The sequence below is a fragment of the Paenibacillus aestuarii genome (assembly GCF_027789125.1).
GTDB lineage: Bacteria > Bacillota > Bacilli > Paenibacillales > NBRC-103111 > Paenibacillus_E > Paenibacillus_E aestuarii.
In genome coordinates this window covers 60102-86299 of sequence record NZ_JAQFVF010000005.1, presented here as the reverse complement: position 1 = coordinate 86299, position 26198 = coordinate 60102, and the positions used below count along the sequence as shown (strand labels likewise).

Annotated in this window: 16 protein-coding genes; 6 read left to right on the top strand and 10 right to left on the bottom strand. The window is 35.9% G+C overall.

Translation table 11 applies throughout. The annotated features are described in order from the left end of the window. Positions 1-351: 351 nt before the first annotated feature. The 4 genes from O9139_RS01665 to O9139_RS01650 form a co-directional block, all read right to left on the bottom strand. The gene (locus O9139_RS01665) at positions 352-2325 is read right to left on the bottom strand and encodes a zinc-ribbon domain-containing protein (RefSeq protein WP_270877708.1); all 1974 of its coding nucleotides are present in this window, start codon (positions 2323-2325) and stop codon (positions 352-354) included. 1006 nt (positions 2326-3331) lie between these two features. Further along, on the bottom strand, positions 3332-3802 hold the full coding sequence (locus O9139_RS01660; RefSeq protein ID WP_270877707.1) for a DUF4231 domain-containing protein: 471 nt from the start codon (positions 3800-3802) through the stop codon (positions 3332-3334). A 24-nt stretch (positions 3803-3826) separates the two neighbouring features. Then, positions 3827-5161 carry a HEPN-associated N-terminal domain-containing protein gene (locus O9139_RS01655; protein WP_270877706.1) on the bottom strand — a complete coding sequence of 445 codons (1335 nt, stop codon included), beginning with the start codon at positions 5159-5161 and terminating at the stop codon, positions 3827-3829. Between the two features lie 366 nt (positions 5162-5527). Next, on the bottom strand, positions 5528-6634 hold the full coding sequence (locus O9139_RS01650) for a PD-(D/E)XK nuclease family protein (protein ID WP_270877705.1): 1107 nt from the start codon (positions 6632-6634) through the stop codon (positions 5528-5530). Between the two features lie 625 nt (positions 6635-7259). Between O9139_RS01650 and O9139_RS01645 the strand changes: the two genes are divergently transcribed. Together O9139_RS01645 and O9139_RS01640 are read left to right on the top strand one after the other, a co-directional pair. After that, on the top strand, positions 7260-8375 hold the full coding sequence (locus O9139_RS01645; protein ID WP_270877704.1) for an SIR2 family protein: 1116 nt from the start codon (positions 7260-7262) through the stop codon (positions 8373-8375). Then, the gene (locus tag O9139_RS01640) at positions 8350-10101 is read left to right on the top strand and encodes an ATP-binding protein (protein WP_270877703.1); all 1752 of its coding nucleotides are present in this window, start codon (positions 8350-8352) and stop codon (positions 10099-10101) included. Before O9139_RS01645 ends, O9139_RS01640 begins: the two co-directional genes overlap by 26 nt. A gap of 685 nt (positions 10102-10786) precedes the next feature. On the opposite strand, the gene O9139_RS01635 is transcribed toward O9139_RS01640, so the two are convergent. The 4 genes from O9139_RS01635 to O9139_RS01620 form a co-directional block, all read right to left on the bottom strand. Then, a complete protein-coding gene (locus tag O9139_RS01635) occupies positions 10787-12868 on the bottom strand; it encodes a hypothetical protein (protein WP_270877702.1) in 2082 nt (693 codons plus the stop codon). Then, positions 12862-16329 (bottom strand): hypothetical protein, encoded by a 3468-nt coding sequence (locus O9139_RS01630; protein WP_270877701.1) that lies wholly within the window; start codon positions 16327-16329, stop codon positions 12862-12864. The genes O9139_RS01635 and O9139_RS01630 overlap by 7 nt, the downstream gene beginning before the upstream one ends. A gap of 766 nt (positions 16330-17095) precedes the next feature. Continuing rightward, positions 17096-17398 carry a helix-turn-helix domain-containing protein gene (locus tag O9139_RS33155; protein WP_333742436.1) on the bottom strand — a complete coding sequence of 101 codons (303 nt, stop codon included), beginning with the start codon at positions 17396-17398 and terminating at the stop codon, positions 17096-17098. 70 nt (positions 17399-17468) lie between these two features. Further along, on the bottom strand, positions 17469-18323 hold the full coding sequence (locus O9139_RS01620; protein ID WP_270877700.1) for a hypothetical protein: 855 nt from the start codon (positions 18321-18323) through the stop codon (positions 17469-17471). Positions 18324-19341: 1018 nt separating this feature from the next. Here O9139_RS01620 and O9139_RS01615 point away from each other — a divergent pair. From O9139_RS01615 to O9139_RS01605, 3 genes are read left to right on the top strand one after another with little or no spacing between them, the layout of a single operon-like run. Further along, positions 19342-20940 carry a tyrosine-type recombinase/integrase gene (locus O9139_RS01615; RefSeq protein ID WP_270877699.1) on the top strand — a complete coding sequence of 533 codons (1599 nt, stop codon included), beginning with the start codon at positions 19342-19344 and terminating at the stop codon, positions 20938-20940. Beyond that, complete coding sequence (locus tag O9139_RS01610) at positions 20941-22029, top strand: tyrosine-type recombinase/integrase (RefSeq protein ID WP_270877698.1); 1089 nt, start codon at positions 20941-20943, stop codon at positions 22027-22029. Between the two features lie 55 nt (positions 22030-22084). Further along, on the top strand, positions 22085-23053 hold the full coding sequence (locus O9139_RS01605) for a tyrosine-type recombinase/integrase (protein WP_270877697.1): 969 nt from the start codon (positions 22085-22087) through the stop codon (positions 23051-23053). Between the two features lie 172 nt (positions 23054-23225). Here the strand turns inward: O9139_RS01605 and O9139_RS01600 are convergent, their stop codons facing one another. Beyond that, positions 23226-24308 (bottom strand): restriction endonuclease, encoded by a 1083-nt coding sequence (locus tag O9139_RS01600; RefSeq protein ID WP_270877696.1) that lies wholly within the window; start codon positions 24306-24308, stop codon positions 23226-23228. Continuing rightward, positions 24289-25455 carry a DNA cytosine methyltransferase gene (locus tag O9139_RS01595; RefSeq protein ID WP_270877695.1) on the bottom strand — a complete coding sequence of 389 codons (1167 nt, stop codon included), beginning with the start codon at positions 25453-25455 and terminating at the stop codon, positions 24289-24291. Before O9139_RS01595 ends, O9139_RS01600 begins: the two co-directional genes overlap by 20 nt. A 124-nt stretch (positions 25456-25579) precedes the next feature. Between O9139_RS01595 and O9139_RS01590 the strand changes: the two genes are divergently transcribed. Then, positions 25580-26005 carry a very short patch repair endonuclease gene (locus O9139_RS01590; RefSeq protein ID WP_270877694.1) on the top strand — a complete coding sequence of 142 codons (426 nt, stop codon included), beginning with the start codon at positions 25580-25582 and terminating at the stop codon, positions 26003-26005. The last annotated feature ends 193 nt before the right edge of the window (positions 26006-26198 follow it).

Below are 26198 nucleotides of genomic sequence, written 5' to 3'. Positions count from 1 at the left end.
CATTTTACCTTATTTTTCAAGTGTTGCAACATGAAACAAAAGCCTGTTTGAGTTTGAAACTCAAACAGGCTTCATCTTGGAAAACCTCATTAATAATCTCATGCATTCGGACGATTGCTTGTGATTTGGATCATATTTGGATATATCTTATGGGAATATATTATTTTTTATGAATCATACACAATTGCATTATGTATGTTTCATTAAAAGAGGCACAACCCTCCTTGTATTAGGTTACGCCTCATATGTCCAGCGTCACGATCATACTTTCCTTTACGACATGATCATGCATCATATCATAAAAGCGCCTCAAATATACATCCCTACATAATTAAAAGAAACGACCTTTTTTTAGGTCGTTTCTTTTTTTCTATTTTTCCGTCTCTCTAAGTCACATTGCTTGCAGCCGTTTCCGTAACTCCGATTTGCTATGCGCGATTGCCATTCATGACCTTTTTCGCAAAGCCACCACACTTTTTTCGCACCGACCGGTGGCACATCAAATGGCGTCATTTCTCCGTTTTTTATTGGGTGCCATTCTTTCGCTAACTTTGGATTAACAGCGCCAAGGCTTGTTTCCATTGTGATTATTCGATTAGAACATATTGGACAACCATTTCGTCCACCTTTCCTCAAATTTGGGGACGTGTACCATTCATGCCCTTTCTTGCACAGCCACCACGCTTTCTTGTTGCTTTCTTCAAAAACCTCGGTCGGTTTCTCTTTATTTTTTGTTGGGTGCCACTGATTGGCCAACTCTGGGTTTGTTAAAGCCAATGAGTTTTCTGCGTTAACTTTTTTGTTCGCGCAAAAAGGGCATCCTGTTCCTTTTCTTTTTCCGTTATTTGTACGATGATTAATGGTACTCGGCCATTCGTGACCTTTTTCGCAAATCCACCAAACTTTTTTAATGCTATTGAGAAAAACGTTCTCAGGGAGTAACGAACCATTCTTTGTCGGATGCCACTCTTTCGCTATATCAGGGTTTGCTTCCGACAAATTTCTCTCTTTCACGGACAGAATGTACTGTTCGAGTATATTTCCCCTATCGGCATCCAGTTGAGCATCTCTTTGTTTTATCATTTCTTTTATTGTTGTTTGGGACAACACGAACTCGCTTCGGATGAATTGAAATATTTCTTGTACTACACTTGTAATTTCTTCTTCCTTGTTCGAATACTGAGTAATTACTGATGATCCGAATGCTTGTAAGTCTGGAAAGTCTGCACCTCTTATTCGAATTAATCGGATTCCGTTTAAGTAAAAAAAACGGTTTTTTCTCTCGTCCTTTTTGATATTTCCGGACTTTTTATGATGAAAACCATCATATTCGATGGCGAGGTTCAATTCGGGAATGAATATGTCTGCTTCGCTTTTCTTTCCCATAAACTCGATTATTTCCCGATTTGATGCATTTGCGAATACTCTTTTGATATAAAAATAAAGAGCCTGTTCCATAAACGACGTCTTGTTTTCCGCCGAACAGATCGGACAGATATCATCTTTGTCAGAACAACTGTTGACCGCGACTTTTCTTTCATGCCCTTTTTTGCATATCCACCATACAGCTTTTCCTGAACCAGGAGTCACGTCGTAGGGAGTCAAAGTGCCGTTCTTAGTTGGATGCCATTGCTTTGCTAAATTTGGCTTTGATACAGCCAAACAGTATTCAGGACTCGCTAGTTGCCCTGAACAATACGGGCAACCGTTTCCGTTCTTTTTGCTTCTACTCGAAATAATCGCCTGCCACTCATGACCGTTTTGGCAGAGCCACCATACTTTCTTCGATGAACCTATAAATACGTCATTCTGAGTCTCGCTACCATTTTTTATCGGGTGCCATTCTTTTGCAAGTTCAGGCTTGGAATTAGCTAGAGATTTTTCTTCGGTTAATATGTAACCTGAACAGCGAGGGCAGCCCGTTGCGTTTTTAGGTTTAGCTCTATTCCATACGGATGCTTCCCACTCATGTCCCTTTTCGCATTTCCACCAAAATTTTCTTTTAGTTCCACTCACAACATTCCTTGGTGATAATGTCCCATTCTTGGATGGATGCCACTCCGCGCTTAACTCTTTGTTTTTGGTTTCTAAACAATTTTCGAGTGTCGCCCGTCTCCCAGAACAATATGGGCAGCCGGTTTTCCCTTTTGTTCTGTTGTAAGGAGTCGCTGACCATTCATGACCTTTTTCGCAAAGCCACCATATTTTCTTTTCTGAACCGCATCCTGTGTTATAAGGCGTGTGGTCGCCGTTTTTGGTTAAGTGCCACTCTTTGATCAATATCGGGAATTTCTCACCTATACTTGTCCCTATTGCTATTGCCATGTCTCTCCCCCTTTCGTAAACGCTATTCAAAATCACGACTGATTCATGCGGTTCAACGAATATTAATTGCTCCGAATACTCGCGAGCATCAAAAAAACACGAATAAAGAAAGTATGTTTTTATCGCGCTCTTAGTAATGAAGTAAGTTTGCGTCGTAGGCTTGCGACGCAAACTTACTTCTTTTCATTTAATAATCCTTTTAGCAACGTGTATTTGAATGATAGCATGTTTGTGTCGCTACACATCATAATAACCATTATTCATTATTCAACTGGGGTTAATGTTCTCATAATAACAATTATGTGGATTTAAACGTCGTAAAACGGATCTTTTTTTCCTTGCAACTGAACGAACGAGTGTTAGAGATTTTTTTCGATTATTTAAATCGTTTCTTCTTTTATGTAAACATCGATGTATTTCTTTAACAATTCTTTTGATTCTTCTAATGTGTAAAGCCTCAAATGTTTCCAAAATAAGGTCTAGATCAAACCTTCTAAATAAGAGATTACATTTTGTTTGATTAATTACAATTGGCTTACTTTAAACTCTTTAATGAACTCATCGATTTGTTCAGTTCCGGCAAACATGTAATTACTATAACCGAAATCTGGGTTGTCTTTTATACCCAAACTAAATTCTTGCATTTGTGTAAAATAGTTAGCATCATTTTTGTAGTGAAGATATTTTAGATTACAAGTCCAAGTAATATGGTGCATCTAATAGCTCTTCTAAAGTTTCCATTCTATCTTTCTCACCTTTCAAACAAAAAAAATTAGCAAATATGGTTAAAAATTAGGGAATTTTATTTTACCGGCATTGTATGTGTTTTGAAGCAGATACGACGATTTTCCTTTACAAATCTATTGCTTTTACTATTCGTATCGTGGGGCACTACTTCGTTTTGTTTTTAAGCATTTTGTTATATGTCGAGTTTATCATACCTTCCGATCAAAGGAAAAACCCATATCATTAGAGATATGAGTTCATAAGTCAGAAAATGAATATATTATTTTTCATGAGAATCCTCTTTATTAGTTGTCTTATGATGCATACTAGCCCAATTATTCGCATTAGTATTAATAATTTCATTAAATCTATCTTTAAATTTCTCAAGGTCTGTCAGTTTTATATTAGAATTATCTTCTCCAACAATATAAAAATCGATATTCGTTTTTAGCTCAAGAAGTTCAATGTGAGCTTTTGCTTCTTTTATCCAAAGTTCTTTATGATTATAAAAGCTTTCTATAAAATTAAGAACTGTAATAAACGCTCCCAGTCCAATCGATATGTTCACCAACAAGTTTCCTGCATTAATATCTTTTAGCCCTAAAAGTACAGAAATTAAAGCAGAGCAAATTATAGTTAATAATTTTATATAAAACGCTTTTTTCTTATTTCTTCTTTTCCGTTTTTGAAAAAAGAGAATCATATCTTGAATTTCCTGTTGCAAAAACTTTGCCTTTTCATTAGAGCTCATAATTTCACCCAATCATAATAATTATTAAAAAACATGTCTCTCGGTTTTATCTGATAATAATGACAGAATTTTTTCTTTTGGTAATATTTCATATATTTCATTATTATCTGGGGGTATATTATCTTGCATACAATTATCTGAATCCAAAAATAAAACGCATTCGACCACCCCATCCATCATAGAACTTGGGTAGATAATTCCATACAATGGATCACCATCTGGCGTCCGATAAATATGTCTAAAATATTCAGTAAAAATTTGAGTAGGAACGTAATCAATATGTTCCGAGCCGTCTTTTTTTACTTCTTTACTAAAATCCCCCAAGAATGATCTTAAAAAGATGATTCCCATCCTCTTAGATCGATTATCTTGATCGAAAATGCTTGGAACTGGTGGTAATGATGTTAAATCCATAACTTTTAAATCCTTTACACTTTCAAAGAAACCAATTGTTACAGCATTTTCAAACGTTCCTTTGTTCTTTGTCATGTGTTTGTACCAATACTTTAAAGGTACATTGTGATCAAAAAATCCGTAAAACATAGGAATTCCTGCAGGACTCATTCTATTCGAAAATTTCGCATTCCCCTTAGAAGGAGGACCTATATCCTTGTAGCTGTCGAAATATTCATTTTCATTATGTCTGCGAAATCGTTTGATTACTTCTCCCTTCGGAATTACACTAAATAACGTTAGATCAGAAACCAAATCACATATTCTGTCTAAAATTTCATATGGTTGGGAGAGCTCGTATGGGTCATGTTGAGGGTTTTCCACTCTATAAAACACAAACCTTGTTTTATATTTTACTTGATCAGAAAACTGCTGCCAGTTATAATAATCTTCTTGGTTTCTTCTAAGAGAATAGGGATCTATTTCACAAAATTCTCTATCAACCAAAGCTGACCTTATGTCAGTTATTAAATCATCGTTTTCCGAAAACGGATCAAGTGCATCAATTAGATCCCAACCATCATAAACATCGGCACCTTGCCAACCGCCTTCTCTACCATCATAACCCATCCAATTTCCCGGTTGATCCCATTCTGAATCAATACCTTCCAAGAAAAATTCCATAAAGTCATCAAAACTAACTACATTTGTGTCTTCGTTTTCGCAATAATCACAGAATCCTTCATTACCATTGGATTCAATATATTCTTTAAGTGCATAATCATCAACACAATCTGAACAAAGATGTTTATCTCCATTCGAATGGAAAAGCATCTCGCGTTCTAACAGTCTCTTAGAATGTCCCAAGCAAATACCGCCTTTATTAATTAATAATGTGTTGTCACTGCAAACTAGAGCATAATTTCCCCATACAAGATACATCAGTACAAGGATTGCATTTTTCAAACAGAATATTATTCACCATCAGTTGATGATATAAAGCTACAGGAAGTACTACATAAAAAGTCTCCATGGTTCTTGAGTAAATGGTTTGAATTTAAAGAGATAACCACACCGCAGAGTCCCAAAGAATATGTTAGCGGCGGAAAGTTCTGTAGATCATATCGACTCAAGGTTCTAAAGTTGGAAGCGGACCCCTCACCTTCTCTTATGTTTCAATAAGGCCGCTTCAATGCTTTCCGTATCTTCCAAATTAACCAATACTGAAGTTACTGAGCGTCTGCACACTCTCATTGTTAACTGGTATTGCAACACGAACAAGCTAAGCTTACCGTCAGGCTTGATATATAGTCCCAAGATGGGAGAGGTGGGTTATCTCTTGTAGATTCTCTCCCATTTTTTTTGCTTACTTACTTCGGTAAACATGCCTATTAGGACCTTACATTCATCAATATATTCATTTAGGATTTGCACGAACTCACCCTCATCTAATTCATATACTTCTTTATCCAATTTTTTGGATACCGATGTATAAGCTCTGTATTTAGGAGGGTTGTATTTACTAAATTTAGTGTTTTTTGATAAATTCTCAAAATAGTCGTAGACTTCCTGTGGTAACCAACTTGAGTTTGATTGTTTATAAAGGACCGCGCCAATATTAAATTTTAATGTATTATCTTGATACTGGAATCCTAAATTAAAATCAAAACCATTAATTTTATTGTTTGTAGATAAATCTATGTGTAGCAATGCGTTACCATTTGTATTTCCAATGTGATAACTATATTTATTAATATCTATTATTTTCTGAGCAATCTTACGCAAAAAGTGCTCCTGAAACACAGATTCCAAGTTGACACGAGAGATATATTTTTTCTCTTCTGACCCGTAATTCGTATTTAATTTCTCATATTTTTTCTTAGTTGCCTCTTCAAAAACGTTCTGAAAATCTTTATGGTTTTTATCAAATTTTTCAAATGTATCAACTAAGTTAGCGAGCGTTTTTAAATACTCATTAAAAATAATGTGGGACGGATTCCTGATTTCTTCATTGTAGACAAAAACATTCCTCAGCGAATCTAATAATTCCCTATAGATAATATTCTTCCACTCCGAGTGTTTTGATTCCTCGCCTACTAGTGTGAGAAATCCAAATTTTGAAATAGTATCCTTAAACCGACTGTCTTCTTGAATTATTTCCATGTATCTTTCAAGTTGATCGCTATGTTGTGAAGATTTTAGTTTGTTCTCGATAATAAAGGTTATCTTGTCTGTTACAACTACTATATCCATCGATTTGTATTCAGTGTAACAATCTAGTTTAGAAAATGTTGTTTCACTTGTCCCAAATATACTATTAAGCATTCTAGTTTTTTGAGCTAAGTCTAAAATATCTCCATTAAGAATCCAACATAACATTTGTGAGTGGATTTTTTCTAAATGAGCAACTGATAGCGTTTCAAAGAAAGTATCTTCCAATGTTAATTCCCCTTCTAATTACTTTTTTTGATTACCACTCTTTCTTTTCTACAAAAATTTACAATTTCCTCCAAAGTGAAATAGCATTCTGTTAACAAGGATCCTACTTGGGTTACCTAGTACTGATTATGAGACCTTACTATAATACTATTTTATCAACATAACTAAGTTAACTAAGGAACAATCAAGCAAAAAATAGAGCCAGGAACTAATATAATTGCTCCCGTTTCTCGGATAATTAAAGTCCTGTTACGAATCGCGGTTCCTGCCGTGGCGAAAGGATGATGATTTTCTATAAAGAAGTTATTTCGCATATGAAGTCGTACTAAGTATTTGAATGAGAACCATATAAATCGGATACTTTTGTTCAAACAAGATAACTTAACAGTGAGGAATTGGGTGTTGAAAATATTCAAATAATAAAACAAACATATTATAAATTGATTCATTATTGCCTCTCGGAAGAGTAGTAGCAATGGGGCAAATTCTGCTTGTCTCTCTTAATCTCCCCCTCAAAGTCAACATCCGATTACGTTCTACAATATTAGAAGGATTTTCCACCCATTTTGTCGAATTTGTTATATGCTAATAAATGTAAATTGTAATTGTTTAAGGGGAACTATTAATGAAAAAAGCTTATGTCGAATACATAGAGAGCATTATAAAATTAAACCCTGTCTTTATTGTAGGAAGTGGTCTCTCAGCTGGTGCTGGAATTTCAGGGATGGGAAAATTGGCTACATACTTGATCCAAAATGTAAATATCGACAAGTTTGAGCAGGATGATTTAAACGAATGGGAGCAAATTAAGAGTAGACTTATCACGGAAAATAAAGGATTAGAAGAGGCACTTCAAGATTCTGGCGATGCTATCAGTAAGCAACTTCTTAAAGAAATTATCCAACAGACTTGGTGTTGTATTTCGAATGATGAACAAAAACTGATTCTTGATATCTCAAACGATAACGATCCAACTGGATTTGTACGCTATTTTAATAAATTTAAAAACTCGAATACCGAAATAATACATATTATCACAACAAATTATGATCATTTGATAGAATGGTCCGCATCAAATTCTGGATGGAGAATCTGGGATGGATTCCACGAAGGATCTATTGGATCACCTCTTTCTGTCTCTGAATTAAATGAGAGAATGAAGATTGTTTCAATAGTTGGAAAGAAACCTGTGACTAGAAGACACCAACATCTAAGAATTTATAAACCCCATGGTTCACTAAGCTGGTTTAAATTTCCTGATGGTCAAGTTAAAAAAGTGCAAGGTATTGGGAATCATTTACTTCCAATGTTAGGGAGGATTCAGATCATTCCGACTATAGTTACCCCTGGAATAGGAAAATATCTAGAAACACATAAAGAGCCTTATAACATTGTACTCTCGGAAATGAAACAGGTATTAGATAGCAGTAAAGCTCTTGTTTTTGTGGGCTTTGGATTTAATGATTTGCATATTCAAGGGAATTTTGATTCTATTCTTCGAAGTGACTCAGTAAAAAAAGTCATATTAGCAATGGGACTTTCTGATAACGCCAAGGAACTAATTGAGAGCAAAAAAATAAAAAACTTCATCGCCGTCCAAAAATACGAAAATGGTAGCCAAGTGATAAGCGACGTATTCGAACCATTTATAACCGATGAGCCTGAGCATTGGACATTAAAAGTATTACTAAATCAAGCATGGGGAGCTGATATTAGTGCAACAGTGTCTAGATCTGTTTAACATTGCAGATGAGCAGTTTATTGGATTCGTAAATAAAGTTGATAGCTATAGCGTCAATATCTTCACTACAGACGAAGAAAAACTTAGAAGAGTTAACGTTAACGGTTATGTAATAATGCATACTTCTGATCCTAATACTCGGTTAATTGGACGTATTGAGCGAGTTGTAAGGCTTGAATACGAGCCGAATAATTATGACGACGATACCGATGAAGAAAAAAATAACACTAATAATGACATCACTGTAAACGCTTTGGGTACATTAAAAGGACCGGGGGGGGGAAGAGAGACTGCAAAATTTACTCGTGCAGTCGAAAATTTACCTGAAATTGGCGCAAAATGCTTTTTACTTCTTGGAGGGTACCTAACTCTTTTTACTGGATTAATCGCAGACGAGACAGCAAAATCTAAAACTCCTTTAACATTAGGCACCTATACTATGGCTTCTGATGCACTTGCAATTTTAGATGGTAATGCCTTCTTCCAAAGACACGCTATGGTTGTTGGTTCAACTGGCTCTGGTAAATCGTGGACGGTTGCTAAGATTGTAGAACAAGTTGCAGGTCTTACAAATTCCAATATGATTGTATTTGACTTGCACGGCGAATATGAACCATTATCGATCCATCCTCATATTAAAAGATATAGAATTGCTGGGCCTGCGGATTTAGATAATCCTAATGAAGACGTACTTTTTTTACCATACTGGTTGCTCGGTTATGAGGATATGCTGGCATTAATTCTGGATAGAAGCGATGAAAATGCACCGAATCAGGCGATGGCTTTTAGCAATGCAGTCATTAAAGCAAAAAAAGAGGAATTGACAAAAGAAGACATGCAGAAAGAATTAGAGACATTCACAATAGATAGTCCTGTTCCGTACAGTTTAGATGATGTTATTAATGATATTACAGAGTTGAACGAAGGTAAAGTTCAAGGAAAAAACGGTTTGATCAATGGTCCATTTAATGGAAAATTTAATCGTTTCCTCCCTCGTCTCGCCTCAAAAAGAAGTGATCGTAGACATGGATTTTTATTTTCATTGAAAGAAGAACAACTTGCTGTTAATTATTTGGATTATTTAGTCGAAAGTTTAATGAAGGCTAATACCAAAGAAAACGAGGGTGTTAAAATAATTGATTTTAGTGAAGTACCTTCTGATATCTTACCTATTGTTCTTAGTTTAGTAGCAAGACTAGTATTCCAAATACAGCAATGGTCTGACAGTTCAACAAGGCATCCCATTGCAATTGTTTGCGATGAGGCGCACTTATATTTACCTAATCGTTTAGCAGCTGATGCAGCTGAGGCAAGGGCTTTAGCGCATTTTGAAAGAATTGCGAAGGAAGGACGAAAATACGGAGTAAGCCTTCTTATCATCAGCCAGCGCCCATCTGAGCTAAATACAACTGTCATGAGTCAATGTAATAATGTAGTAGCGCTTAGACTTTCAAATCAATCGGACAAAAATGCCGTTTCAAACTTACTTCCAGAAAATCTTGGTGGAATACAGGACCAATTACCAACACTAGGGGTTGGTGAAGCAATTGTTGTCGGAGATTCCTGTTTATTGCCAAGCAGAATCAAAATCCAAGAGCCTGAATACAAACCCAATTCTGGTTCAGTAAAGTTTTGGGAGGAATGGAGTAATGCAGAAAACGAACAGAACCTCAGTCTTGCCATTAAAAATCTAAGAAGACAGAGTAGCGCTAATTCAGATGGATAAATCAACAATCATACTCAATGAATCTGATTGATTCAAAGTATTTAAGCGGATTCTTCCGAATAAGGGAGTCCGCTTCTTTTAACCAATTCAGTTCTAAACCATTCGCCAAAACCGAATACTCTTCTTTAGATCTTTCCCCTAAACCACAGAATTGCCTTTAAAGGCTTTCCATTCAAGTCTAGGAGGAATAAATTCAACTCAAAAACAAAAAAACAAGACTTTCAGACGTTTTAATGAAGGTGTTTTTTGAACCATAAGCATACTACATTCGGAAAGAGCTATAACCGTATATAAAAGCACATCCTATTTCTATTTTACTTTTGTATCTTAGAATGTTAATAAGATAAGGCTATTACCACAGCAACACGTTATAACTACATATGAGATTGGGCTTTACTTTTCACCTTTCTATTTGGGTTTAAAGGAATCAAAAAACTACCCCGCAATTCCGTGGTAGTTTTCCATCACAAAATAATTTATCTGGCAACCAAAGCTTCTTTTGCTTTCGGCCCATAACCTAGCCTACTTATCTTTCGATAAGTTTGCTGGAGCATAGATCCTCAAGTACTCTTTCCCCATCTACCGCGGTGGGCTAAAGCCTAAATTAAAAAAGGCTTTATACATTCAATTGTGGTTCCGTAAAGGTGTCTTATGCTAATAAATGAATTTAAAAGAAGTATTTTTATTAGATACTAGAAAACAACTCCTTTTTCAAAGCTTGTGACTCTATTAAGCTACCTTCCAATAATGAGAACTCTCTTAAATACTTAAATGGGAATGGCATTACAGTTAGCATGCCATATCGGACAAACTCAACACCCATTAATGGTAACAGCTCTTCAAAGAATAATTCCCCATCATCGACAGCTTCGACCTTACGTATCACGCTTGCACGTTCCATAAATGTCTGCATTCCGGCCCCTACAATTCCAACGTTAAAAATAGCTTCTCGAGAATCTATTTGACTGTAATTAATATCTAGTAAACCAGAAAACAGCACATTTCTCTTTTCTTGATTTCTAAGGTACAAGTAAAGAAGTTCACCGGTATCTTCATAAACAAAATCTGTTAATACCTTTCTTGCCGACTTGTTCTTTACTATACTCGTAATGTAGGTTTTATCATACTCTTCATCTGCTACAAAGCGGTCTTTAGCTTCTGTTAATATATCTAAATATTTATCATGCGCATCCCCAGACTGAATCAATCGTTCTATTACATTTATTATATAATTTCCTGGAAACTTTACGTCTTTTGCTGCAAGTACCAGAGAATCGCCAAGTGTCGAAACTTCCGGCATAGTTATCTGATTCGTATCACTAATTATATTAATATTACCTGCCACATCTCTAACCAAACCTATTGCTTGACGATAGTCATGCTTTTTTGTGTCTGCGTTATTACCTAAGTAGTCCATATACTTATCATAATCGGATATATTAAATAAATTACGTTTCATTCGTTTTATTTCAAACGTACCATCTGGATGAACTGTCATAAAATAATATTTCCCACCATCTTGTATTCCAAATATCCAGTCACTTTGATATTCGTAACTTCGCCAGTCCACCAATGAGATTTTTCTGTTAATTAGGTCTTTCTTGATGACCAGTTCTTTTAATACATTCTCTACAGCTGCATCTGCAGCTAATTTAAAGTTTTCTAGTGTTATGTGTTGAACCGCCGCGCCTTCATGGATGTCATTATGAGGATCGTGGGTCATTTTTTCATAGTAGGCTTTATGATGAATCAGTTTAATATTTAACTTCTGTTTAGATACATGTTTTCCCACGGATACTTCTACCGCAGGAAATACCGCTTCTAGACGTTCTCTCAATTTTCTTAAATATAATTCTGATGTTTCATCCTTAACACCATCAAGTAACATAATACCATTAGATAAGACCAATTTATTTACGACATCTTTGAATTTGTTCAAGTCTGATTTCTTGTACTCGAGACACTTACTAACTACAGATTTTTCAAAGTCAACTTTTAAATACTCATTATATTCATTTTTTAGAATCGATAATATGTTATAAAGAACACCTATCTTAGTGTATTCAAATTTTTCCTGATCTTGAAAATTTAAATATGTGATTCCTCCTCGTTCGCCTTCCACTGGCTTCATTATAAAGTTTTCGCTTCGATTTAATTCCTTTTTATCAGCACGCTTTAAGGTATGGTTATGGTCTGTAAAATTATACTGCGGGTATTCATGAATTCGTCTTTTCTTAAATTCCATCTTATTCTTCAAGGCATAAGCGGACAATCGATGGGCTAATAAATGCAAACACATATCATTTCCAATCTTAAGTTCCAAACAATCAAGTCCCCAGATAAAATTCTTCTTATCTGTATTAATCCAATCATTTCGATAACAAATCAGTTTTCCTGTGAGGTTATTGAAGGACAATAACTCATTGTTGGGATTGTTTATACTGTTTAAGAAAAGTTGAACTAGCAAATGCTTCGGTATCTTCTCTACCCGTATACACTCAAACGATAAGGTATCTCCTTTTTCTTCTGGCTGTAGGCTTTTTTTCAGGTCATTAACCATCATCGTATTTTTCGTATAAAGTATATAAAAGCTCTTTCCATATTCATACACGATTGATTTAGCTTTTATTAACGGCTTATCCAATAGATAAGCGCCGCCAGGAATATACTTTTCAGTTGTTGTAATTTTATAAATGTCAAAATCCCTCTGAATGTTCTGTAAAGAAAACTCCGCACATATTTTATTTGTCCGTATTGACTTCAACATGTAAAATAACCTCCATGTCTAATCTGTTCATAGATGGTTGGATCTAATTTTCCCGTACGTATATCACATAGCAGTGGGATTTCTACAATTTTACCATCTCCACTAGTTGTAATTTTATAGTTAGATGCATCAGCCATAATATTAATGATAATTGCACGTTTTCCACCACAGGCTTCCAGCTTCTTAATAATCTTATTCTTTTGCTCTTCGGCATCAAATGAATTGGTCTCCTTCCAAAGCTTAAAGTCAATATAGATATCGTCGCCTAATCTAAAGTCAAAAAACTCAAAGATTTCCTCATTATCAATTTCCTTTAGGTCAAGATGCCAATATTCCTTCAATAAAAATTTGCCAATTACTTCACCTAAAGCTCCTTTGTAAATGTTGTTATATAGTGGAGGCGTAAGGAAATATTCATTAGCTATGAACTCTGTAGCATAATCCATTTGAATAAAATGCTCCCTTATCCTAGGTATCCGCATGAGCAAATTCAATCTCACATCGTTTTCAGACACCACTTGCTTTAGACTCCCATCAAATTTAATGGTAATGTTCTTTTCGTAATCATCTTCTTGTGTATATGTATAACCATTGATCTTCGTTGGAGCCTTGATATATAAGTTTTGTGCCCATGGCATTCTTCTAAGCCCATCTTCTGACATTGTTGGATGCTTAAGACATACACTGCGTAGTTCTTTCCATATTTCAATACTATTCTCATCCCACTTTCGCATCAGATTTTTAATGATATGCACCGTTTTAATTGAAAGAGTATTGGCATTATTTTCATAGGTGTTCTTTGTTTCGTATGTTTCGTCTTTTATTTCACAATAAGATCTTCGCTTTTCTACTATCTTTGCAAACTCCGGATTCAGTAAACGATCGTCCTCAATTTGAAAATTCATTCTAAAGATGCTTTCATCAACATAAAGACAGATTTCCTTGTTCTTAATACCGGTGCGACATAAGCGACCAACCGCCTGAATAAGTACTCGAAGTGCATAATTTTCGACCGATTTGCTTCCATAAACATTCGCCTTGAATCCAGTGAAATTGTTCTTCACTCCACTGAAAGAACGAAATGCATCTTTTATCAGACTAATTCCTTCTACCAATGAAAGTTCTCCACGTTCCATTAAGAACTCAATTTGATAAATATACTTAACTAATTCTTCTTCTTCTAATCCTTCTCTAATATTCACAAGAAGATTTGTTGGTTTCTCAAGGTATATACCATCAAAATCTTTTTCTCCTCTACCTCTTGCGAATTCGTTTATAGTGACGAATTTTTTGTTTACCGGCATTGGATATTGGATGTTTTGTCCTGCTCCAAGGGTTTGATAAGCTGATAGTACAAATACTTTTTCATTATTTTTAAGTCTAGAAATAAGATTCTGTTTTTTGGTATCAAAATCATCACTATCAATTTGTACCATAACCGAATCTATCTTATATGGTTTGTTACATATCCTTATAATATGGTCACCTATTTCTTTCAAAAGTTTTAGATCGAAAAGGCTTTTACCTTCTTTTGCTAACTTATTTGTTAAGCACAAAAAGGACTGCAGATCATCATTGCAAATAAATGCTTTAAATGCCTTTAGAACTTTTATGAAGTTTTCCATGGCATATTCGTACCCTTGATATTGTCTTTCGAGTTTCTCTTTGTATTTTTTCGCGAAGTCTTTACTTGAAAATATCTCCATAAGTTCCGTTTCAATGCTCTGGCAATAGCCCACTGGCTCCACATAGATGTCTACATTCTCATAGCCCTGAATAAAGTCCTGAAACTTTTTATTTAGGCGTTGTTTATCTTTGAAAGACATCTCATAATAACCATCCCCAAGAGCCTTCTTTAAATACGAAACATCATAATTTCCAATGACGGTATCTAAAGATGCAGTAGCAGATATACCAATCACCTTTGCCCGTTCACTTATGTTCACAAGAAACTTTTCTGGTGTATCCGGAAAATCATAGACCATAATCTTCGATTGAAGATTATGCTCTGGCTCATCAATAAAGTCGAAATAACGAAAACCTCGATTATAAATTGACATATCAAAGAAGTCGATAGATAACTTATCATTCTTCGCCTTCTGTTTTCTACTTCTCTGGCCAGATAAAATATGTGAAGTCAAATATCGAACATATTCTCTTGATAAATGAAATTCAGAAAGTAACGAATTAATTGCCTGCTCTAAAGTAAAATCATCATCACCAAGACGTTTTCCTTCATCCACCACATTCTTATAGTTATAGGCCAGCCTACTACAACCTTTTTGGAAATAAGAAATACATCCTTTAACGCTGGATAGAAGATAAATAATTCCGCCATCAACGTTCTCTGGTTTTGTCTTGAGAAACTTAATCCAATTCTGTTTTGCTACATCATCACTTTCAATGCCTATATATGAATTTCCCCCGGAAAATACAGAGTGAAATTGCAAATCATTAAAGATAAAGTTACGCTTTTTATCTTCAACACTTCCCGATGTCTTGTAACTATACTGGATGTTAAACTTCTTGTACGTGTCACTGAAGATTTCCTGAAAACCTGAAACAATTGCTGCACTGGAGTTCATTTTCTTTCTAGGATTGTTCTGCTTATACTCATCTTGTTTCTTTGAATCAATTAATAACTGGTGTGGGAATTCTCTAGTACTAAGGGCAGAATTCACTTGCTTGAAGAGATTGAGATAATCGACACGATTCTCTAGCCCTTTATCAATAATCCTCTTTAATATGGTATCTTTTGTCGCGTCAAACTCATCAATAAAAACAACTGCCTTATCAATTATGGGATTATTATAGAAGCTGTAGGTAGGCTCGATTAGTGTGGAGTTTCCTAACAAAAACTTATCCATAGACATGAACAATATCTTCTTATCTTTTGTAAATACTGCAGGATACAATTTCCCAACCCATTGATACTCTCGATTTGTCTTGATCTGCAATAACCTTTCAACAGGTTTCGAAAATTTTTTTAAATCCTTTTCAATTAAAACACGAAAGGCCCTTTCATACTGTTCAATGATAGCTTTTTCCGTAGTTTTGACAATAGCGGATATCGTCTCATCCTTTTTTTTGTTGGTCCATTCATGTACAAGCTTAACAGCATTAAATAAATCGTGGTACTCTTTACTATCTTTAAAGCGTTGCGGTATATCCTTGTATACATACATGAGGTTAAGAATTACGCCATTAGCATTAGCTTCAATTTTTATACATAGTTCATCAAATCTATCACCGATCCCCTTTTTCACAAAGTGTTCTCGAAGCTCATCAAAAGGGAGATTCTTTTTTAGTGTGGTCAGAAACAAAATTTTCCCTTCTACTCGATCATAATAATTAGTTATGAACTCAAGGACATTGTAAGTTTTTCCGAAGCCTGTTGGCATATCAATAAGAAATATGCCTGTGTCTTTTTCCTCGCAAAAATTCTTGATTAACTCCTGCATAATTAATCACTCCATACCTTATAAAAAATGAGATTCTAAATATTCTATATCTTTCTGATAATAATCATTTTTAATTTTTGAACCGATAACAGCCCGTTTTAGGTTCTGTATTATCCATAATCCAGTTGCCAATATTTTCTGGAATGTATTCCCTATTGTTTCTACAAAGTTTTACATAATCCTCCACTATGCTAACTTACTTTTTAGTTGTTACTAGGGTAACAATATATGGAATCAACTCCTAGATACTATGCATTTAGCGACAGACCACAAAAAACTATGTCGTGATAAAATTTACCAAACAATATTAATTTATTTTCATGAACAGTTATGAATTTACAACGGTAGCTACACTATTTACTCCAACGGTTATATTACCTTAAATTACCTTAATTCTACTAGGACTTTACTGTCTGACTATGTGTTTGAATACAAAAAAGGGGCTGTCTCAAAAATAGTTTGGATCTAAAAGTCGGCGAAAATAAAGAAATGGCGGTGTCAGGGAGACTATCCCTACACCGCCATTTCTGGCTTTCGTTCTATTACTGCCTTCTTGAGCAAATTATGGGCGAGAGAAAACAGCCCGGCCTGAAGGCTTACGTTCGGAAAGCCTCAAAGCAGAAATCGCCGGAATCCCCTGTTATTCTTCATTTGCCCGAACACACTCTCCAACTCAATCATTCGACTAACCGAAGCTTGTCCCCTTCCTCGCTTTTATTTTGCGTAATTGCTGCTTGTATCAACAAGAAATATGGGAAGTAGATATTTACGGCTGCTGTTTCTTCAACCAAGCATCGATCGATTCTTTATAAAATAAAATTCTTCTCCTAACCCGGATGAATGGAATCTGATTCTCTCTTACCATTGCGTACAAGCAATCCTGTGATATCCCCAGATACACTGACAGTTCCTTTACTGAAAGGATAACCTTGGTTGGCATCTTTCCATCATTGTTCTCTACTTTAGAAGTTATAAGTTCGCAAGGTGTATCATTTTTTTCTAGCAACTCCATTTCCCATGCTATAAGTATTTCGAGCAATGTTTGCCTTAACTTTTTATCAACTAACATATAAAAAACCTCCTTGTTTTTATACAAGAAGGTTTGTCATAAGTCTAGTTACATTATCAGGATTCCATTGCTATGGAACAAATTTTGTATATTTCCGAAGACTCAGTTCATGTAAATGCTGCTTCAACGAAACACTATTTTTAGTCAGCGCCCTAAAGTAGATAACTTTTTTTACATTACGAAGAACTGCAGACGTAATAACAATTTCGGAAAAGGATCTATCTAAACAAGATCGGAAATCATGTACTTCAACAGAATTTTCATTTAAGTTATAAACTTCAATGGATTGATATTCTTCGTTTGTGTTAATTCTCGCATATAAATTCTTGGCTTTAAGATATGGTAAATCATTTACTATCCAGAACCATTCTCGATCTGATCTACCGACATGTGAATAGAAGTTGCTCAGTTTAATAGAAGATGAGTTTTGATGATAATTATTATAGTGATTATCTACATGAAGTATCTTTTCAAATGTAATATGTTCGTCAGTAATATCTAATAATTTTGCTAATAACGTGATCGTACCTGGAAATGAATTCGGCTGATTTTCGGGATCAAGTAATGCCGCTACTTGACTACTACTCTTAAAGCCCAGCAAACGAGAAATCTCAACATCTGTTGTAAAGCCTTGTAGGGCTGCGAGCAAATTACGTCTGCCTCCCACTCCTAATTTTCTAAGAATTAGGTCGCAGATTCTGTTATCTCGTAATAAATATTTTGCTTCGGGCCACTGACGAAGTCGAATACCGCTGTGATTTTTAATAAATTGTTCCTCGTTCATCCAGCCATTTGCATAAAAGTAGTCGTACTTAAGAAGCAATTTAGTGTCTAAATTAATCTCATTCGCATGGATTGATGCTAACCATCTTTTCAAATCATCTTCTTGTTCAGGTGTTGCCGGTATCTTAACCTTTATATTCATTTTTATAATCACTCCAACTTTAGTTTAATACAGATTAAATGAAAATAGATGTGATTCCACTCGGATGTAACATTAGTTGCCGATTACGAGCTTTTTCGCAGTTCGACTTCAGGAAGAACTTAAAATAATTACATTGGAATGGAATAATGAGTGTCTTATTACCTAATGGGTATACTTCGAACATAAAAGAAAAGAACACACAGACAAACATGAGGAATAGCGAGAGGATAGATTGGAATAGAGTGATTGCCCACTCTGAGGAATATTAACCCAACTTTGTCTAAACAAATTACTCCGTATTACGGAGCACGTTTTAGTATTTTTGGCACACAAACAGAAACCACCAACAAATGACTGATGATCGCCTAAATTTTACAATATTCTCTTTAATCAGGAAAAGTAAGAATCCACTTTAACTCCAATTAGAGAGACACTTTTAGTCTAAAATGGTAATTATTGGGCATAATAATATTATGGTCAATAATTCTCGTCAGCTAGCGGCTAAGGCAGCCAACCTAGGTGAGTACCAAGTTATGTCTTGAAATGAATTTCCCCCACTTACGGATATCGCAATAGAGAATCGGCATATCCAGCGAATGAGAAAATAGCAATGTTTAACCAAACCAAGAAATGAATTATCCGTTCCTTGGTTGAATTTACAAAATGGCTATTTGGCCAGATCAGTCTTCCAATTTTACGCGGAAGTTAATATTTAGCGTTCAACTATCAACGATTACAATCCGTTTGATAATTGAATTTTAAGAAAAGGCTATTAGTTCAGCCTTTATTTTATCTTCCTGATTTGCGGAAGCAGTAAATTCGGAGCCAACCCACAAACGTGGTAAACGATTATGAGTTGATCCTAGAATAAGGCTTTAGGCCTTCAAAAGAATCGTATTATTTCCCAGCAAAAAGTCTACCCATGACCTATTGTATCTTATTTTAGAGAAGTATGGGAGTAAAAACATCGGAATATTGAATGATAAATCGCAAATAAAGAATAAAGGGGATCAGACCTATGAGTGAATTTCAGTTCATCGAATCGAACGAGGTTGTTATGACTTTCTTAACTTCCGCAACAGTATCAGATTTGCAAAATAAAGCAATAAGAGATGAGGTTTTTACGCTTGCAAAACTGAAGATCAGTCGAGACTATAAAAAATTTAATATCTTTTTGGACGCTCGCTGCAAAGAACTTTTAAATCCAACAATATGTTCAGTGGAGATATCCCAAGAGATTATTTCAAAATCCTCTTCTTCAAATATTGAATATGCATTGGTTTCTGGATTGAATTCACGTAGAACAAACAACTACTATAAACAAGAACTATTCAATGAAAGAAACAACGCAGATGAGCTTAATGGCATTCCTCAAAATCCAGGTCAATCTGACACTAATGAATTTATAGAATTTATTAGGACTATTGGCATTAAATACGAAAAGCGACATGAGGAGAATATATTGAGCTTCTTTTTTTATTGTATTGCAAGAAACATAATAAATAATGAATTATTCGAAGGAAAACTAACATATGGGTTAAAGGAATATAAACGATACCTTTATGAACTTGTACTTGCAAACAAGCTAAAACGCAATGAGTATCACCAACGTTTATTTAGTCTAGATTTGTATTTTAGATTTTTAGCAAGAATTAAAGATCTTGTTTTTACACTAGAAAAACCGATAGCCAACCCACTATATCCATTATTCGATGACCTGGGTTGCACAGCGTTCCGAAAATTTATTGAGGAACTTGTTGATAAAAATCATTTAACAATTGCCTCTTTTATTGTACAAATCAGAATGTTTTTGCGTCATTTAGGTAACGAAGTATCGAAGAATATCGAATCATTACATCCTCGTCATATTCAAACTTTTGAATCTATACTTATGCAGCGAGTTTTATTCGAAGAAATCAAGCAGTGTTCAGCCTTTACAATATTACACCATATTAGAAGATTTATAAATTTTCTATATAGAAACGACTATATTTCATTTCAATATGTAGTTCCGGAAAAGTTTCGTCCAAAGTTGACACGAGACAATGAATATGTTGACGTCGAAAGCCGCGAAAATTTCCTCACATATATACTAAACTCATCAGTAAAAAACCGCAAAAGGGACTTCTGTATCGTTTTACTATTTATTGAAACAGGTTGCCGTCCCCTTGAAATAAGTACACTTAGAATAATAGACATTGATATCAAAGAACACACTATTTCACTTTTTTCAAAAAAATCACGTACACGAACCTTAAAAGTAACACCATTTGTGATAAGCGTCCTTTCGGACTTTATTAAGACTGAAAGAGCCCATACTCTCCCTCATGCACCCTTATTTGTTACTCGTTTTGACGCACCAATAAATACACAAATAATAAGTTGCATGATTAGAAAATATAATCAAGTTGCTTTTAGTGAAACCAAATTCTCAGCAAAGTCATTTCGACACACCTACATCACTGACGCTTTAAATAACAGAAATGATTTTAACGCTGTCTCTGAATCGGTGGGGCACAAAAAGTGGTGTTCGACCATGCATTATTTATACCGCAGTATCCCTACATTGTTATCTCACACCCTACCTTACAATCCAATGACGAAGGGGAACCACTAAATGAGCATTGAAGTTTCTTTAGACTACGACTTAAACAAGGTCTGTGAAGATTTAGGTATTTCACTACATGATTTAATGAATTTTATTAACAATAGAAATAATCATGAGATGCTTGAACTGGAACAGGATATTTTGATTTCCGAAGCTATTCCTAAATTTTTGGAAAACCTTGAGCTACTCGTTCTACGCAAAAAGAGATCTCTTCGTACCCTTGAAAGTTACCGAAACGTGCTACAACGATTAAATAACTTCATTCAGACTTTTCATTCAGATCTAACAGTACTACGTTTAGATGAAATAGTTGTACTTAATTTCCTCGAGACGTGTAAATCCAGAAAGACAACATCCCTATCTACATATACGATAAACACCTATACCGCAATAATCAAGGGACTGATTGCTTATTGTAAGGATAAGGGGTTTATCAACAGGGATATTAGTAAGCGTTTTGACTGGACCAAACCTCCATTGCTCCCAAGATACTTACCAAACTCTCAACTGGATGAACTTCTACGAGCTTCCCTTCAATTAATTAATGGATATCGAAGTCATGCTATTCTAAGTTTTTTAGTAGGAACAGGATTGCGAATAAGTGAACTTGTTAAACTCCGAACATGTGATTTTAATATCGAAAAAAAAATAATACATGTTCGTGGAGGAAAAGGAGATAAAGATCGTTACGTACCCATATTTCCAGAAGTCGAAAATATTATATTAGATTATCTAAATCTTACAGGGATAAGAGTCTGGAGTAAAAATATAACAGGGTTTCTATTCGCAAAAGATTTTGGAGAAGAACGTAGAATCCCCTTAACAAAGGCAGGCATTGAAAAAATGTTTCGGCGCCTATGCAGTAAACTAAGGTTTGAAGAATATTATACTCCACACAGCCTTCGCCATACGTTTTCTGTTAATTGCTTAAAGGCAGGTATGAAAATCGAATACCTTAGCCAAATTCTTGGACATACTGACCCGAAAACAACCTACATTTATTTGCAGCTATTGCCACAGGACCTCGGAGAAGTACTGACCCAAAAATTCCCTTTTGCTTTTAACAAATTATTATTTCAAGTTCTAAAAAGCGAGTAATTTCGTACTGGAGACGGAAAATAATTTAGAAACTAACATTGAAAGGAGCACTTTTATGCGCATGCTTATTAGTGATGCCGCTAATTTTTTCAAACAAGCGCGATACTCATCTGGAACGGATCAAGCCTACCGCAAAAAGTTTCTTCATTTCGCAGAATTTCTAGCATATAAACTGGCTCTCCCCAAAGAAAAAATAGATTTGGAACGCATTTATGTTTTAAAGGATAAAAACGGGGAAATTGTGACATATAAACCCTTGGATCATCGAATTATTGACGAATATTTTCATACTCTATCGTCAACGTATTCTATGTTAAAACAAACCCGTAAATTTTTAAGTAGCTTTTTTCGCTATTTAGAACGCAATTACCATTTTAAAAATCCATTATTAAATATGACATTTAATTTAGATGATATAAAACCAACCATTCGGCAATCGAAAGCATTAACTCGACACGAAATATTAAAGATTCACCATGTTCTTGTACAGCAAAGCGAAAATTTAGTTAGAGACCTACTTCTATTCTGTCTTTTATTTTCAACTGGATGTCGACGGTCTGAAATTTTATCACTACAAGTTTGGCAAATAGATTATGATAACAATAGCTTTAAATTAGTCAACACAAAAAACGGAAGGCAGCGCTTCGTTGCCATGATGGAAAACATGGGAACACTTATAAAAAGATATTGTATATTAGAAAGGATTAATGACAAGGATTATATATTTAGACAAGCTAATGAAAAGCCAATGACCCCTTATCATCTAAAAAAGCTTCTTGATAGTTGTTGTGAAAAAGCAGGAGTTGGAAAATTTCGTATCCATGGCATACGCCATTCATTCGCCACTGTATTATACGAATCAGGTGTTCAACTGCCATTGATTCAACAATTGTTGGGACATCAAGATATGAGTATAACAAAACAATACATTCATCCCAATTATACTAGAAATTATGGTATTCATATAAAGGAAAACGAAGAATTGTTTAGTAGAATCAAGAGAATCTACCTTGAGAAAAATTAAAAATGGTTAAAATGTTTATAATAAAAAGCCCGACATTAATATAAATGATGTCTGGCATTTTATTAGTTTTATATATTTAAATATTGATAACTTGTACTTTCGATATTGCTTCCAAGAGATTTTTAAGCCGAGAATTCCTTCTTCAACTGTTATCAGTAATTGTAATGCTACATTAAGCAAGCCGTTCAAGCGTCGGTTCCATAAAACAATCCAGAAATTCCTCAGTTACGCCGCGGATCTTCCGTCTTTTGCAAAGCGAATAAAGCTCTTCCACAGCCGAGTATGAAAAATACTTGGTATCTAGCGTCTGGAACTGCGGGCGGTTTGACTCACGAAACACTTTATCCCGCTCCTCATCGGGAGCCACGATCACATAGCGCGTCGGAAACGGCGGCAGCGCATCCTGAAGTCCCTTCATGCGCGTAAGTCCCGATGTAACGCCGGTAGAGTGTTCCACCTCCATAACGGCGGGCATCAGCTTGCCGTTTTTAAACCAAATGCAGTCAATCAGCCGAGCAGCACGCTGCGCCTCTTCCCAAGCAGAAATCACCGTTTTGTCGTTTCGGAGCGAACTGATGACGCTTTTCATCTCACCGATCTTTTGATTTTTATATGTAATGCCCTTATCATTTTGCGCAACCCAGGTACGGAACCCGAGCTGCTCACCGATTTCAATCAAAGCAATTTGAATTTGTGAATGCCTGCGACGCGCCATTTCGCTCATATCCGAGGCATGCGCTTCAGCTGGCACAACCAGAGCATCATATACAACTTCCGTCGGGATCTCTGAAATGACCATTTCCGTTTCAGCCTGAACCATTCTCCCCATTTCATGAGGTTGTTCAGGAAGCCACATGAGGTGCTTGTGGCCCTTTTTTATTTTGGAGTTATTGCTGATCACTTCAATTCTGCCTGGGCGGCAGTAATAAAAATACGGTGTGTGCGCAAGCAGCGCCTCTAAAACCGATCTGGTATTATAACTTCCGCCTAACACTCTGTCAAAATTAATCGGGTGTCCTGGCATAAAGGCATTAGCGATCCGCCAAATCAACTGCGATGAGATCGTCTCGGTAGCGGCGCTTTGATAGTTACCGCCTTCTATAGGATTCCAACGTTTGATGTAAATCGGACCTTCGGGTAAAACAACGTCAACAATCTGAATATGGCCAGGATTATCAGAATTAACGTAATAATAGGTTATATCTTTGGGTAATTTCCCGATAGCACGGACAATATCATCGGCTGTTAACCTCATAGACTCTCTCCCCAACCCATATGAAATCAAGCACTGTTTGCGCGATGCCTTTGGCAGCCAAATAGGGAACCCCGTTACCAACCGTTTTGAAGGCGTTTGAGAGCGTGATATCATCTGGGAGGGTATATTCCTTCGGTAACGATTGTATGGCCAACGCTTCGGCCACAGAGATTCTTCTGGCTTCGTACGGGTGCAAATGAACTTCATTATTGCCGTAAGCAGCCGTAGGCGAATATCTCCACCTGTGAAGGCGTTTATAAGACTTCTTCGAATCGTCGCCTTCTGGGATCACTTCAAACTTCGCAAGTCCTGCTCTTGGCTTAAAATACTGCTGGGTGTTCGGATGATTTTTCACATCATTTTTCCTGAACCAGTATTCTACCGTCAACTCCTCTGGTAGACCCTCGGGCATTGGCAATAAACTTTTTTCTGCAAACGGATCCATTGTCGGAAAAGGCATTTTTGCGATGTCTTCCGCTTTGTATTTGATATGTTTCTCCCATGGGAAAATGTCATCGAGTGTCTGGCCCTTCTGAAGTTCAATACCAAGTTCAGAAGCCGATTTTCCGCGGATCCCAAATAAAATTATGCGCTCCCTTACCTGCGGCGCACCGAATTCGATGGCATTGATGAGTTTTGCAGTTGTCATATAACCGTTTTCTTTTAACTTTTGTATCATTTGATCAAAGAAACTGCGGTGTTTTTGTGTTCTCCACAGACCTTTGACATTTTCAAAGATGAAAAAGTCAGGCTGTTGCTGGCAAATGAGCTCAACATATGTTGCCGTTAATTTACCGTTATCACCTTCAAAGCCCCTGTTTTTACCGCCTACAGAGAAATCAGGACATGGCGGCCCACCGATAAAACCAATCAATTCGCCGCGCTTGCGGCACTCCTCTATCCGATGGGACAGTATTGTATTTTCAGGTTCCTGTATAAAATCCGATACATCTTGGACATGATATCCAAATTCAGGTTCATGTAGATTGAAAACATCTTTCATTCCTTTTCTTGCGTGTCTATAAGTGTCCATAAATGGCTTATGGTATTCGTTTACAAACGCAACATTGTACCCACTAGTTTCAAAACCAAGATCCAAAAAACCAGCACCAGCAAAAAATGTAAACAAAGTCGGGGCTTTAAACATAGATAAACCTTCCCTTGTCGAAAATTGATAAACTATTATTATTCTACACGAAAGTCGTTGTTTCCTGCTAGGGTAATATATTATAAATATTATCCACTTAAGATAAACATATGAGGAATAAGTCATGACAGACGTACTGACTAAAGAACAAAGAAAAAAAAATATGAGTGCTATCCGCAGCACTCATACCAAACTTGAAGATAAAGTTACAAACGAACTTTGGAAGCGCGGCCTTCGTTTTCGAAAAAATGTAAAGGACCTCAAAGGCAAACCCGACATCGCAATTAAGAAATATAAAACCGTAATTTTTATCGATTCGTGTTTTTGGCACGGGTGTGAGCTGCACGGGCATATCCCGAAGTCAAACATCGAGTTTTGGGAAAGCAAGATCCACCGTAATAAAGCCAGGGATCTTGAAACGACCCTCTATTACACGAACAAGGACTGGCATGTCCTACGGATTTGGGAGCACGAAATTAATGCGGATATTAATTCGACAATCGAACGAATTATAGAATTTGTATATCTGGCTCAACGGATGATTCGCTAATCCTTAAGCTTTCTTGCGGCATTAAACTTGTTACCGTAATCATACGGCCGGGAATAATTTACTTTGCAGCAATAATGGGACTGAACGTCGCACAGTTGGTTATACTTGATTTCCCCATGTTTAAGCAAGTATTCAGGTGGCTCCTCCACACGGATCACGAACAATCCTTTGCTTTTAACGGATCCCAAACTGT

Excerpts from the sequence above, each read along its gene's own strand:
- O9139_RS01635 (WP_270877702.1), bottom strand. The coding sequence starts at position 12,868 with ATGTTGAAGTCAATACGGACAAATAAAATATGTGCGGAGTTTTCTTTA.
- O9139_RS01610 (WP_270877698.1), top strand. The coding sequence starts at position 20,941 with ATGAGCATTGAAGTTTCTTTAGACTACGACTTAAACAAGGTCTGTGAA.
- O9139_RS01615 (WP_270877699.1), top strand. The coding sequence starts at position 19,342 with ATGAGTGAATTTCAGTTCATCGAATCGAACGAGGTTGTTATGACTTTC.
- O9139_RS01595 (WP_270877695.1), bottom strand. The coding sequence starts at position 25,455 with ATGTTTAAAGCCCCGACTTTGTTTACATTTTTTGCTGGTGCTGGTTTT.
- O9139_RS01600 (WP_270877696.1), bottom strand. The coding sequence starts at position 24,308 with ATGAGGTTAACAGCCGATGATATTGTCCGTGCTATCGGGAAATTACCC.
- O9139_RS01605 (WP_270877697.1), top strand. The coding sequence starts at position 22,085 with ATGCGCATGCTTATTAGTGATGCCGCTAATTTTTTCAAACAAGCGCGA.
- O9139_RS01665 (WP_270877708.1), bottom strand. The coding sequence starts at position 2,325 with ATGGCAATAGCAATAGGGACAAGTATAGGTGAGAAATTCCCGATATTG.
- O9139_RS01660 (WP_270877707.1), bottom strand. The coding sequence starts at position 3,802 with ATGAGCTCTAATGAAAAGGCAAAGTTTTTGCAACAGGAAATTCAAGAT.
- O9139_RS01630 (WP_270877701.1), bottom strand. The coding sequence starts at position 16,329 with ATGCAGGAGTTAATCAAGAATTTTTGCGAGGAAAAAGACACAGGCATA.
- O9139_RS01590 (WP_270877694.1), top strand. The coding sequence starts at position 25,580 with ATGACAGACGTACTGACTAAAGAACAAAGAAAAAAAAATATGAGTGCT.
- O9139_RS01645 (WP_270877704.1), top strand. The coding sequence starts at position 7,260 with ATGAAAAAAGCTTATGTCGAATACATAGAGAGCATTATAAAATTAAAC.
- O9139_RS01620 (WP_270877700.1), bottom strand. The coding sequence starts at position 18,323 with ATGAATATAAAGGTTAAGATACCGGCAACACCTGAACAAGAAGATGAT.
- O9139_RS33155 (WP_333742436.1), bottom strand. The coding sequence starts at position 17,398 with ATGTTAGTTGATAAAAAGTTAAGGCAAACATTGCTCGAAATACTTATA.